Origin of the sequence: Kaistella sp. 97-N-M2, assembly GCF_021513235.1 — a bacterium.
Lineage (GTDB): Bacteria > Bacteroidota > Bacteroidia > Flavobacteriales > Weeksellaceae > Kaistella.
In genome coordinates this window covers 1,245,873-1,258,615 of sequence record NZ_CP090976.1, presented here as the reverse complement: position 1 = coordinate 1,258,615, position 12,743 = coordinate 1,245,873, and the positions used below count along the sequence as shown (strand labels likewise).

Below are 12,743 nucleotides of genomic sequence, written 5' to 3'. Positions count from 1 at the left end.
CCATTTTTTTCGCACTTCAACTTTGCGGAGGGTTTTTATTACCATTATCGGTTACTCCGCCGATGTGTCGGCCAATAAGAATTCGCCTTCAAATTCGGAAGCGATAATTTCGTCCTTATTGATCCAATATTCTGAGGTGATAAACGTGAAGTTATTTCCTTCTTCCTTATCCAGCGTCCAGATAATATCTTCCGCTTCGTCGAAATGCAGGTTTGTAGACATTTGCTCGGAAAAAAGTCTTTTGATGATGTTACTGTCCGAAAGTCCGCGGTTCAAAGATTTCAAGATAATTTCTTTGGTCAGTTCTCCTTCCAGTTTGTCGGTATCTTCGCTTGAAAATTTGACCATCGTGGCTTTGGCATTCGGAAATTTGCCGTTGTACGCTTTGAATAATAATTGATTGATGTTGAACAGATCGAAATGCAAATCGATTTCCGGATACTCTTCGCAGATTTTATCCAGAAGCATGTCATTAGACATTTGATCGATCTGTCCTTCGTTTAAGCGCTCCGAAAGCTTGTACGTTAAAAATATTTTTGCGGCTTCGTTCGGCTCAAAATCGCTAATCGCCATAAAAAGCATTTCCTTTAAATTCTCCGGTTTAATGGTATTCGCATCGGGAAAGTCGAATAATCCCAGAAGATTTTTGTAGTCTTCATTTTGCCAGTAATTTTCAATTTCTTCAATTGTTGCTGCGCTGTTTATTTTTACGTTAAATTTCATTGTACTATCGTTTAAATTGCTTCGTACTTAATGATTGATTTCTTTAATAATCATTAAAATACGCTACGCAAGGGGCAATATACATACCACGCTGTAAAACTTAAAGTCGTCCGGTCCAACAAGATTGTTTCTCAACCCCCAAAAATGCGTACCAAAGTTGTTCCTCAGATTGGTAAAATAAACTTCACCAGCAATCGGCGAAATTTTACTAATTTTATACAAAACACAAAATATGCTGGTGAAAGTTTATGGAAGTGCCATTTATGGCGTTTCTGCGCAAACGATTACGATTGAGGTTAACATTGATACTTCCGGCGTTGGCTATCACCTGGTTGGCCTTCCCGACAATGCCATCAAGGAAAGCAGCTACCGGATTTCCGCGGCGCTGAAAAATGTCGGTTTCAAAATTCCCGGCAAAAAAATTACGATTAACATGGCGCCCGCCGATTTGCGCAAAGAAGGTTCTGCCTACGATCTTAGTATCGCCTTAGGAATCCTCGCGGCTTCCGATCAAATTAAAGCTGAGCATTTAGCAGAATATATCATTATGGGCGAACTTTCCCTGGACGGCGGTTTATTGCCTATTAAAGGGGTTTTACCCATTGCCATCAAAGCGCGCGAAGAAGGTTTCAAAGGAATTATTTTACCGAAACAAAATATTCGAGAAGCCGCAATTGTCGATCAGCTCGAAGTGTACGGCATCGAAAATATAAAAGAAGTCATCGATTTTTTTAATTCAGATATTCCGCTGGAACGGACGATGCTCGATACTCGCAAAGAATTTCAGGATAAGATTAATTTTTTTCCTTTTGATTTTTCTGAGGTCAAAGGCCAGGAAACCGCCAAACGCGCCATGGAAGTTGCCGCGGCAGGCGGACACAACATTATTTTGATCGGGCCGCCAGGAAGCGGCAAAACCATGCTTGCAAAACGGGTCCCAAGCATTTTGCCACCCCTGACTTTGAAAGAAGCCCTGGAAACCACAAAAATCCATTCCGTGGCGGGAAAAATCGGCACCGAAAGTTCGCTCATGACCGTTCGTCCTTTTCGCAGCCCGCACCACACCATTTCTGATGTGGCCCTGGTTGGCGGTGGCAGCTATCCGCAACCGGGAGAAATCTCCCTGGCTCATAACGGCGTTTTGTTTTTAGACGAAATGCCGGAGTTTAAAAGAACCGTGCTCGAAGTGATGCGCCAACCTTTGGAGGACCGCGAGGTAACTATTTCGCGCGCAAAATTCACGGTGAATTATCCGGCGAGCTTCATGCTGGTGGCGAGCATGAATCCCAGCCCGAGCGGTTATTTTCCGGATGATCCGAACAACACGTCTTCCCAGTTTGAAATGCAGCGGTACATGAACAAACTTTCCGGGCCGCTTCTGGACCGCATCGACATTCACATTGAAGTTCAAAAAGTAGAATTCGACCAGCTTTCAGACAAAAGAAAAGGCGAGCAAAGCGATGAGATCCGAAACCGGGTGTTGAAGGCAAGAGAAATTCAAACAGAACGATACAGAGAATCTGACATTCACTACAATGCGCAGATGGGGCCAAAAGAAATTGAAAAGTTTTGCGACCTCGATGAAGCCTCGAAAAATTTAATCAAAGTCGCTATGGAAAAACTCAACCTTTCCGCCCGGGCTTACGACCGGATTTTGAAAGTAGCGCGCACGATCGCGGACCTGGAACTCACGGAAAACCTAAACTCCGGCCACATCGCAGAAGCCATTCAGTACCGAAGTCTGGACCGGGAATTTTGGAACGTCTAAAAAAAATACCGCCTCAAAGGAAGTGGTACACTAAAAAATTCTATATATCAGCGCATCAATCAACGACAAAAGGTTTGATTAATTTCTTGTTCTTCTCTTTATTTTCAAAGCCGAGATTATAGGAAAATCCGACTCCGAGGGTTTGTTTCATCTGGAGCTTTTTAATTTGATCGTGATCATAAAGCAGATCCAAACTCACCACCGTCGATATAAACTTGTTGAATCTAATATTTAAAGTCCCATTATAGGCAATATCCACTCTTTCCGGATGGAAAATATAATTGCTGAAAAAATTAACCTGATTCACAAAATTAATGTCTTTGTAAATCTTGAGTCGGTAGAGGATATTCACCAAGGCTCCTAATTCCGAACGTACGCTTTGGCCGTCTTTTTCCAAACCGTATTTTCCCGCTTTTTGGAGAAAAGGATCGGTAACAAACGTAAACTTACCATTCAGAGGGCGGAAAATAACCTGAAAATTTTCATTGGGGTTATAGGAAATACCCAGACCGGCATTTAAATAGCCCGGCGCCATAAATCTCGAAATGCGGTCCTTAAAAGCAGGATCCGGCGTTTCGGTATAATTATATCCGGCGGAGAACTGGGAAAGAAATTGAAAACCGGTGGAGAGATAAAAATTCTTCCCGATATCGTATCCATAGTTCGTCATCAAATCGATATAATCCTCTGTCTTTCGCGAAGCTTCGCCCTGCGAAGCCACAAAACCATATCCGAGTTTAAGGTTATTGTCCAGAAAATGCTTGTCTTTTTTATAACTTAAATTGTATCTTATTTTACCGATGATTCCGATATTGTTGTTCCCGCCCGAATTCCAGTTCGAAAAAGAAGACTGGTTAAACACAAAATTGTTTTGGCCGTAATAAAACCACTTGATGGGTCCTGTCATTTTCATGATATTATAAGGCGTCACGGGAATCTCCTCGGTAATGTTGGAAATCACCACTTTGTCGCGAATGACAATCGTGTCTTTAAAATGCATGTCGAACTGTACCAGTTTAGGATCCGCAAGACTGTCTAAATCGAGTGCCATCAAATCCCATCGGTGTTGGGATATCGAATCGATCTCCTTTAAAACAGGTCGGTCTTCTTGCGCCAGAAGAGCAGACCAAATACTCAGAAAAGAAATAACAAACAAAACCTTTTTCATAGTGCGCAAATTTAAGTGAAACAAACAATACCATAAAACTTCCGAATTATAATTTTATTACTTTTTGGCTGATTTCACATTTTATTTTAAAAGTTATAGCCATATTTACTTAATAATATTTTTGGCAACCGTTTTGACAAAATGAATGCATGTTGAAAGAAACCCTTAATTACAAAGCTGTTTTGTACGCTTCGCTGATGGTAGCCGCAATGTGGGTGGGTTTTCTGCTTCAAAATTTAGGTTGGTTCGATGGCTGCAGTGGCGCAATTATTCCGCTGAATCCTTACGGCCTGAAAGGAATTTTTTTCTCCCCTTTTTTACATGGAAGCCTGGAGCACATTTTTGGCAATTCGGTTCCGATTTTCGTTCTCATCTTCCTGCTGATTCAGTTTTATCCCTTTATCGCCAAAAAAGTATTTTTTTTAGGTTGGTTTGTTACGGCACTTTTGGTTTGGCTGCTACCGCCGGTAGATATTTTCACGGGAGAAGTCGATCAGGTCTGCATAATCGGCGCCAGTGGAATCGTGTATACTTTAGCATTTTTCCTCTTTTTCAGCGGTGTTTTTCGGTGGAATATGAAATTGCTCACCGTTTCGCTGGTTGTCGCACTTTATTATGGAAGTTTAATTTGGGGCGTGATGCCCGAAGAACTCTTCTCCCGTCTCGAGGTTCCGAGCAGAATCTCTTGGCAGTCGCATCTTTCGGGTGCTATTGTTGGGATGATGATGGCGTTCATGTTTCGAAAAAGCGGTGAGAAAAATGTGCGTTTCATTTGGGAATATCCTAATTATTACAGCGAAAAGGACGATAAACTGTGGCAGGATTACAAGGAAAATCACCCCGACGACTTTCTGGATCTTCCGTACAAAAAGAAAGATGACATTTGGGATCATTTGGATGAAATTCGGAAAAAATAAATACATTTGATAAAAATTCGCCATGTTCTCCGAGGAAACACTTTATTCCGTTGCTCTTCGACATTGCCCGCTCATCGGCGATATTGTATTCCGTAAGCTCATCGGCGAAGTAGGATCTGCCAAAGAAGTCTGGGAACTTTCCAAATCCGGTTTAAAGAATATTTACGGCATCGGGAAAAAAATTTCTTTGGAAATCGGCAATCCTGCGCATCTCGAATTCGCAGAAAAAGAACTGAAATTCTGTGAGAAAAATAACATCAAAATCAACCTCCGCCATCAAAACGACCTTCCGCTTTTGCTTCATGAATGCGAAGACGCGCCTGCCGTTCTGTACCAAAAAGGAGATTATGATCCGTCTCTGAAACCGCTGAGTTTGGTTGGCACCCGTAACATCACTTCCTACGGCAAGCATTTTATACATGATTTCCTGGGAGAACTCAAATCAAAAAATGCGGTAACGGTAAGTGGTTTGGCGCTAGGGGTAGATACAGAAGTTCACCAGGTTTCGCTAGAAAATAATATTCCCACTGTCGCCGTTTTAGCGCACGGTTTTCACACACTTTACCCATCGAAAAACAGAAAACTGGCAGAGAAAATTGTGGAAGAAGGCGGCGTTCTTTTTTCTGAATTCAATTCCTCTCAAAAGCCTGACCGCGAAAATTTTATTCAACGAAACCGCGTTATTGCAGGATTGTCTCCCGCGACAATTGTGGTAGAAACTGCTTTCGGCGGCGGCTCCATTAGTACGGCCACCTTTGCCTTAAATTATAACCGCGAAGTCTATGCCCTGCCCGGAAAAATTACCGATAAATACAGCCAGGGCTGCAATCACCTCATCTTCCAAAACAAAGCAGGGATTATTTCCACCGCTACCTCCCTGGTAAAACAGCTCGGACTGGCGAATGAAGGCGAGAAGATGGGCGAACTGTTTCCGTCTTCTGAAATACGCCTTCAACTTTCGGAGAATCAGCAAAATATCTTCCGCGCCATCGATAGATCGACGCCCATTTCTTTGGACGAGCTCTCGGAGAAAATTGACATCCCAGCCTACAAAATTTTACCGGATTTACTTCAACTTGAAATTTCGGGTTTCATCAAAGCACTTTCGGGCAGGCAATACCTCGCAGTTTAGCAATCCCTCCTTTTTAAAAATATACTGAATTAGGATTACCGTTAAATTATCATTACAATATATCTCAAAATTATCAATTTAATAAAAATAAAACCGAATTTTATTAATATTTTGGCAATCCATAAATTTTATCTTGCAAGTTTTGAAAAAAAAATTAAATTTGTTGACAATAATAATCAACCTTTTATGGAACACTATAACGTCGAGCAAAAAATTCAGGAGTTTATTTCTAAAATTGAAGCTAAAAATCCAAACGAACCTGAATTTCTACAGGCTGTAAAGGAAGTTGCGGTAACTGTAATTCCCTTTATTGCTACCCGTCCGGAATATAATGGCATGAAGCTTTTGGAAAGAATGGCCGAGCCCGAAAGAACAATTATTTTCCGTATTCCATGGGTTGACGACAGTGGCGAAATTCAGGTAAACCGAGGTTTTAGAATTCAAATGAACTCGGCGATCGGTCCTTATAAAGGTGGCATCCGCTTCCATCCCACCGTTAATTTATCAGTACTTAAATTTCTGGCGTTCGAGCAGACTTTCAAAAACTCTTTAACTACGTTGCCTATGGGTGGCGGAAAAGGAGGTGCAGATTTTGATCCGCAGGGTAAATCGGATATGGAGGTGATGCGTTTCTGCCAGGCGTTCATGACTGAATTATGCAAATATATCGGACCTGAAACCGATGTTCCGGCGGGAGATATTGGAGTTGGAGCGAGAGAGATCGGCTATTTATTTGGGCAGTACAAAAAGATCAGAAACGAATTTACAGGCGTTCTTACCGGAAAAGGTTTAGCCTATGGCGGTTCTCTTATCCGTCCGGAAGCGACCGGTTACGGCGTGGTTTATTTTGCAGAACAAATGTTGAAAACCATCGGCGAAAATTTCAAAGGAAAAACTGTTACCGTTTCGGGCTTTGGTAATGTTGCGTGGGGTGTAGTGAAAAAAGTGGAAGAACTGGGCGGAAAGGTGGTTACGATCTCCGGTCCAGACGGTTATATTTATGATAAAGACGGAATTAGCGGGGAGAAAATTCACGCTTTACTGGAACTTCGTTCCTCAGGCAATAACAGAGCAGAAGATTATATTAAAAAATATCCGGAAGCAGAATTCCACGCCGGAAAAAGACCGTGGGATGTGAAATGTGATGTGGCGATTCCTGCCGCAACGCAAAATGAGCTCTTCCTCGAAGACGCGCAGAAATTGGTTGAAAACGGCGTAATCTGTGTGTGCGAAGCCGCGAACATGCCTTCAACCTTAGAAGCCATTAATTATTTCCTCGACAGCAAAGTTCTTTTCTCTCCGGGGAAAGCGTCCAATGCTGGTGGGGTTGCGACTTCAGGTTTGGAAATGACGCAAAATTCCATCCGCTTAAACTGGTCTTCTGAAGAAGTGGACGCACGGCTAAAAGAAATTATGATCGGAATTCACCAAGCCTGTAGAGATTATGGCAAAGAGGAAAACGGCTATGTAAATTATGTGAAAGGAGCAAATATCGCCGGCTTCGTGAAAGTAGCAGAAGCCATGTTGGCGCAAGGTGTAGTATAAAACAGAAAGTCCGTGAAATCCCGCGGACTTTTTTTATGATAAAACCTGTCCCGGGGTAATGGGAAAAAGTAAAGTGAAAGGATAAAAAGCATTGTTGATCAATGCTTTTTATTTTTGCATATAACCCAAAAAAATTCCTGCAAAACTGCAGGAATTCCTCTTTCTTTTTACTTACTAACCTTTTACTTTTCGTTTTCGGCTTCCATTTTACGGTCAGCCTTTGATTTTCTCTTCATTTCCGCCGGTGTTTCTTTTTTTACGGCTTTGTCGTGCGCTTTCATCTCGTCCATTTTGGTTTGATCGGTAGAGGGCGTTGCAACAACAGAGGTGTCAGCTTTCATATCCATTTCGGGAGTCACTGCTGCCGTTTCCGTCTTGGCTTTGGCAGAGTCCGTAATTTGTGCCTTCGCGAACGTAACACTTGCAGCAACTAAAACTACTGCGATTGATAACTTTTTCATAATGTTATTTTTTAATTTTAATAAAAGAGTAACGCTGAAAAAGTTGCACCCGTATTTCGCTTCGGAAAGTTTAACTTTAATTATTAAACTTTAAGAGTACTTTAAAACTTTAGCGCTTCCCGAGGCGCTTTTTTATTTGCTCCACGAACTCAAATGCGGCAGGACAAATGAGCGTGTTTTTCACGGTTAGATGATTGATCTGATAAATCTTTTTTCGGTCGGTATGCGGAAATTCGCGGCAGGCTTTGGGCCGAACTTCGTAAATTGAACACGTGTTGTCTGTATTTAAAAACCAACACGGAAGATCCTGCAGAACTTTATCCTGATCTTCGTCGGTACGTAAGAACTTGCTTTCAAATTCTGCCGGCTTCATGCGAAGGTGTTTCGAAATGCGCTCGATATCTTTTTCTACAAATAAAGGCCCAGTTGTTTTGCAGCAGTTGGCACATTGCAGGCAATCGATCTTCTCAAAAACTTCGTCATGCGTTTCCTGAACCATGTAATCGAGATCTTTTGGCGGTTTGCGCTTCAAATTCTCCAGAACTTTTTTATGTTCTTTTTGTTTTTGAAGTGCCTGTTCTTTGTAATATTCTAAATTCATGGTTTATAAACTTCTGGGACGATAAGAATCGATTAAATCCAGATTTAAAATGGTGGTTTTCTGATCCCGGGAGGGCGCGTACATCAGATTGAATTTTTCGGCGAAAAGAATTTCATTTTCCCGGGAAACATACGACGTGCGCTGCACCACGGTATTTGAAAACACTTCGTCGAAAGCCCGAACGTGAGCAAAAATTTCGATATCCAGGGTTTTAAAATCTTCTTCGGTCAAATCGAAAAAGGGAGAATTTTCATCAATTTTATGTACAACGGTCCAGTTGAGCGACAAAGTGTTGATTTTGCTGAGTTCCGTTTCTAAAGTAAAAAATTTGCTTTTCGATGTCCCATCTTCCTCCACATCTTCGACAGCGCAGGTTAAAACGATGTTGGCATCGGTTAAGAGGTTATTTTTATACGGTGCCATTCGAAACATCAGGGCTGTGGTTTCCTGAAAAGGCACGATTAATGCGATTCTGCTGAATTTCAAAAATGCGCGCGGCCGCGAGAATCTTCCGTAAAACAAACCCGTGGCGATGGCAAAACCCAGTAGTCCTAAAAAAGCTTCGAAAGTGGCCACCATGCTGGCTAAAAAACCAACGGGCGCAATTCTGCCGTAACCCACGGTGGTAAAAGTTTGGGAGCTGAAAAAGAAAACATCGGTGAATTCATTAAGCGGCGTGCTTTTGTCGATTCCGGTGAGGTGCTCGATGCCTATGGAAAAATAGATTAAAGCAAAACCGAGATTGGCGAGAATATAGCCGAAAATGAGAAAGAGAATAAACTTCCAGGAGGGCAAATCGAGCAAAGTATGATACCAGCTGTACTTTTCGAAGGGATGGGAAAGGCCGGCGCGGCGAATGTTGGGCGTGCCGTTTTTGTTGACAAACCTTCCGGTGGCGTTAGAACTGAAGCCACTGTCTTCGCGGGATTTTAGGCGGGAAAATCTGCCCTTCATTTTTGCCATGATGCAAAATTACTTGAAAATTAGGAAACTACGCCGGGTTTGGGGCAGAATCTGCGGCCGCGATAGGAGCGGTTACCCCGCAAAGAGGCGGCGGAACGAAGTGGAGCCGCCGATTGAGGAGTAGTAGCGGATAGCGCGAATTGTCCGCCCAAAAAAAATAATCAATGACTTCGGTCATACGACTTGGCTGTAAATTGTCTTAATTTTGAAGTATGAAAAATTTGGAAACACGAGAGGATATTGAATTGCTGGTCGATAAATTTTACGAAAAAGTGGCCACGGATGAAACCATCGGTTTCTTTTTTAATGATGTTGCCAAAGTGGACTGGAGCCACCACCTGCCGAAAATGTATTCCTTTTGGGAAACTTTGCTTCTCGGAAACGTGTCGTACAAAGGGAACCCAATGGCGGTGCATTTTCCCATCAATAAAAAATTGGCGATGCAGAAAGCGCATTTCGCGCATTGGGTAAAGTTGTGGACGCAAACGGTGGAAGAAAATTTTGTCGGAGAAATGGCAGAAATGGCGGTCTACAAAGCCACCAACATCGCCAATCTCATGGGTTATAAAATGGAGACGGCCAAAAAACTGGAATAATTTTAAGGCACAATTACGGTAAAAATGTACGCGGCCAAATTAACCAAAAGCACGGTTCCGTAAAGATGATTGGTCTTGCCGCGGCTCAAAGAAAGCATGACGATGAAAACCGAGAGCGCCAATAAAATAATCGATTTCATATCGAGGCCCAAAACAAAGGGTATATCATAATAGATGCACACGGCGGAAACTGCAGGAATCGTTAAACCCACACTCGCCAAGGCCGAGCCCAGGCCCAAATTGATGGAAGACTGAATTTGATTGTTACGGGCAGCACGAATTGCGGCCAGCCCTTCGGGCAACAAAACAACCGCGGCGATAATCACGCCAACTAATGCCCGCGGCGCACCAATATTTTCTACAAACTCTTCAATAACAGGCGAAAGTCCTTTTGCCATAAAAATAACCGTCGCCAGGCAAATGATGAGCATTGCGAGACTCAGCAACGTATTTTCCATGGAAGGCGGATCTGCCTCGTGCAAAGTTTCGTCCGGCGATTCGATAACAAAATAATTCCGGTGACGAACGGTTTGAAAGGTTAAAAAACTGCTGTAAACCGTGAGACAGGCCAGTGATATAAACACGAGCTGCGCTTCGGAATAATACGGGCCGCGCGCACTTGAAGTGTAGTTGGGTAAAATTAAAGTTAAAACTAAAATGGCCACCAAGCACACCAAATAAGACGTCGCCGAATTGGTGATGAAAAACTGCTCTTTGTATTTTCTGCTGCCAATCCAAATACAGATTCCAAGAATACCGTTAAGAATCAACATCACCGCGGCAAACACTGTATCTCGTGCATACGTTTGTGATCCTTCGCTGCCGGAAAGCATAAAAGAAATGATTAAACCCACCTCCAAAATGGTGATGCAGATCGCGAGAATAATCGTTCCGTAAGGTTCGCCCACTTTATGGGCAATTACTTCGGCGTGATGAACGGCTGCCAAAACGCTCACAAATAAAAGAAGCGCACCAATTATATTGCTAAGTGCCGTGTTGTTTAAAAAACCGAACAGGTAAAAAAGACCTGCAAGTAAGGGGAAAATGATGGTCCAGTGAAGGAGTGCCTTTAATTTCATATTTTGATTTGCGATAAAATACAAAAAAAACACTAAAAAGTAATATTAATTTATTGGTCCAGGGTATATTTTTTAAAACGGCGTGATGCCGAGTTTAACTTCTTCGCGGAACAATTTCATGCAAAAACCTTTCAAAACATTTTAGAAAACGTCTTAAATTCGGGACTGTAGATAATCCTGACGCAGATTTTCGTCTAATTTTTCGATTGCGTAGCGAAGCGAAGTTCGCGGCATCTTTTTGTAATGAAGGTTAAGAAAATTCAAAAGTTCCGTTTCATCCTTTTTACCCATCTCGCGCAAAAGCCAGCCATTCGCCTTTTGCATCAGATCGTGTTCGTGGTTCAGGTTTTTAAGAACCAACTCTTTTGTCAAATTGAATTTTCCTTTTTTAATATGGAACATTGTTGCGACTATCGCAATTCGTCTGCTCCATAAATGATCTTCTTCGGCTAAGCTTTTTAAAATGGAATCATCGTCATTTTCGAAACAAAACCGTCCCAAAATTTTATAGCACGAGGTATCGACCAAATTCCAGTTATTGATGAATTTTTTGTTTTGAAGGTAAAACGCAACGATCTCAGCCTGTTCTTCAGGATCTTTTGTTTTTTCGAATTTCAGAACCAGCATCAATAAAGCTGACAGCCGGTGTTCGTGAATTTTGGACGATAACAACTCCTGCAACTCATCCAAAGATATTTTTTGGAAATATTCTTTTGCAATTTTCCGCTGATCGGGCACGCTGACGCCGATAAATTCGTCGCCTTCGCCGTACTGTCCCTTTCCTGTTTTGAAAAAAGAGGGATAAAACGCCGCCTTTTCTGCTACAGAGAGTGCCTTTAAAGCTTCTTTAATTTCTTCAACCATTATCAAAAAATAGATTCCCGTGTTTGCATGGTGAACTCCTGCAGAAATTTCATGCCGCGGTAGGAGTTGCCTTTCGGATTTAATTTCGGACTCCACACGGCGATGCAGTAATGTTCCGGGTAAAGCGCAATGATGCCGCCACCTACGCCGCTTTTTCCGGGCAGGCCTACCAAAAATGAAAACTCGCCGGATTCATCGTAAAATCCGCATGTAAGCAGGATCGCATTAATTCTTCTGGCTTTATTAAGGGAAATAATATGTTTGTTGCTTCCGGGAAGTTTTCCGCCGTTAGCCAAATAGAGAAGGCTTTTGCTTAGCTGTCTGCAGGACATTTCGATGGAGCAAAGATGACAGTACAGTTCGATTACCGCATCGGGTTGGCTTCTGATGTTGCCGAAGGATTTCATGTAATTGGCCATCGCGGCATTTCGAAAACTGTTCTGCATTTCGCTCGCGGCAACTTTTTCATTGAAATCCGCGGACTCGTCGTCCGTAAGTTCGCGGATGTAAAGAAGAATTTCGTCTTTCGGATTTTTGCAGTTTTCTAAAAGAACATCGCAAATAACCAAAGCGCCCGCATTTATAAAGGGATTTCGTGGAATGCCATGGTCGGCTTCCAGCTGTACCAAAGAATTAAAGGCGGTGCCGGAAGGCTCCACATCTACTCTCTTCCACAATTCTTCGCCCAACTTTTCATAAGTGAAAGACAGCGCAAAAATTTTGGATATGCTTTGAATGGAAAATTTTTCCTCAAAATCGCCCACCCCAAAATTGAATCCGTTCAGATCGGTGAAAGAAACACCGAATTTGTTCTCATCAATGCAGGCGATTTCGGGGATATAATCGGGAACTTTGCCCAGATTTTCCTGAGATAAAATGCTTGCATACGTATCTGCAATAATTTGGCGATAGTCTTTTCCCACGTT

Annotated in this window: 13 protein-coding genes; 5 read left to right on the top strand and 8 right to left on the bottom strand. The window is 42.4% G+C overall.

The window, feature by feature from the left end:
* Positions 1–51: 51 nt before the first annotated feature.
* Positions 52–723: a hypothetical protein gene (locus L0B70_RS05980; RefSeq protein ID WP_235143372.1), complete on the bottom strand. Its 672-nt coding sequence runs from the start codon at positions 721–723 to the stop codon at positions 52–54.
* A 232-nt stretch (positions 724–955) separates the two neighbouring features.
* Here L0B70_RS05980 and L0B70_RS05975 point away from each other — a divergent pair, with 232 nt between their 5' ends.
* Complete coding sequence (locus L0B70_RS05975) at positions 956–2,491, top strand: YifB family Mg chelatase-like AAA ATPase (RefSeq protein ID WP_235143371.1); 1,536 nt, start codon at positions 956–958, stop codon at positions 2,489–2,491.
* Positions 2,492–2,546: 55 nt separating this feature from the next.
* On the opposite strand, the gene L0B70_RS05970 is transcribed toward L0B70_RS05975, so the two are convergent.
* Complete coding sequence (locus L0B70_RS05970) at positions 2,547–3,659, bottom strand: DUF3078 domain-containing protein (protein ID WP_407929700.1); 1,113 nt, start codon at positions 3,657–3,659, stop codon at positions 2,547–2,549.
* A 149-nt stretch (positions 3,660–3,808) separates the two neighbouring features.
* Between L0B70_RS05970 and L0B70_RS05965 the strand changes: the two genes are divergently transcribed.
* The 3 genes from L0B70_RS05965 to gdhA all read left to right on the top strand — a co-directional run bounded on the left by L0B70_RS05965 (position 3,809) and on the right by gdhA (position 7,253).
* Positions 3,809–4,576 carry a rhomboid family intramembrane serine protease gene (locus L0B70_RS05965; RefSeq protein WP_235143369.1) on the top strand — a complete coding sequence of 256 codons (768 nt, stop codon included), beginning with the start codon at positions 3,809–3,811 and terminating at the stop codon, positions 4,574–4,576.
* Positions 4,577–4,598: 22 nt separating this feature from the next.
* Complete coding sequence (gene dprA / locus L0B70_RS05960) at positions 4,599–5,708, top strand: DNA-processing protein DprA (RefSeq protein WP_235143368.1); 1,110 nt, start codon at positions 4,599–4,601, stop codon at positions 5,706–5,708.
* A gap of 186 nt (positions 5,709–5,894) precedes the next feature.
* Positions 5,895–7,253: an NADP-specific glutamate dehydrogenase gene (gene gdhA / locus L0B70_RS05955; protein ID WP_235143367.1), complete on the top strand. Its 1,359-nt coding sequence runs from the start codon at positions 5,895–5,897 to the stop codon at positions 7,251–7,253.
* A gap of 182 nt (positions 7,254–7,435) precedes the next feature.
* On the opposite strand, the gene L0B70_RS05950 is transcribed toward gdhA, so the two are convergent.
* The 3 genes from L0B70_RS05950 to L0B70_RS05940 form a co-directional block, all read right to left on the bottom strand.
* The gene (locus L0B70_RS05950; protein ID WP_235143366.1) at positions 7,436–7,714 is read right to left on the bottom strand and encodes a hypothetical protein; all 279 of its coding nucleotides are present in this window, start codon (positions 7,712–7,714) and stop codon (positions 7,436–7,438) included.
* A gap of 109 nt (positions 7,715–7,823) precedes the next feature.
* On the bottom strand, positions 7,824–8,315 hold the full coding sequence (locus tag L0B70_RS05945; RefSeq protein ID WP_235143365.1) for a YkgJ family cysteine cluster protein: 492 nt from the start codon (positions 8,313–8,315) through the stop codon (positions 7,824–7,826).
* Between the two features lie 3 nt (positions 8,316–8,318).
* Positions 8,319–9,278, bottom strand: coding sequence for an ion channel (locus tag L0B70_RS05940; RefSeq protein ID WP_235143364.1), 960 nt, complete (start codon positions 9,276–9,278; stop codon positions 8,319–8,321).
* Between the two features lie 212 nt (positions 9,279–9,490).
* Here L0B70_RS05940 and L0B70_RS05935 point away from each other — a divergent pair, with 212 nt between their 5' ends.
* Complete coding sequence (locus L0B70_RS05935) at positions 9,491–9,874, top strand: group III truncated hemoglobin (RefSeq protein WP_235143363.1); 384 nt, start codon at positions 9,491–9,493, stop codon at positions 9,872–9,874.
* A 2-nt stretch (positions 9,875–9,876) separates the two neighbouring features.
* Here L0B70_RS05935 and L0B70_RS05930 read toward each other — a convergent pair whose 3' ends face one another.
* The 3 genes from L0B70_RS05930 to L0B70_RS05920 form a co-directional block, all read right to left on the bottom strand.
* Positions 9,877–10,953, bottom strand: a complete 1,077-nt coding sequence (locus tag L0B70_RS05930) for a calcium:proton antiporter (RefSeq protein WP_235143362.1) — start codon at positions 10,951–10,953, stop codon at positions 9,877–9,879.
* Between the two features lie 153 nt (positions 10,954–11,106).
* Positions 11,107–11,820, bottom strand: a complete 714-nt coding sequence (locus L0B70_RS05925; RefSeq protein ID WP_235143560.1) for a DNA alkylation repair protein — start codon at positions 11,818–11,820, stop codon at positions 11,107–11,109.
* Entirely contained in the window at positions 11,820–12,740 is a 921-nt protein-coding gene (locus L0B70_RS05920; protein WP_235143361.1) for a glutaminase, read from the bottom strand. Before L0B70_RS05920 ends, L0B70_RS05925 begins: the two co-directional genes overlap by 1 nt.
* Positions 12,741–12,743 lie beyond the last annotated feature (3 nt).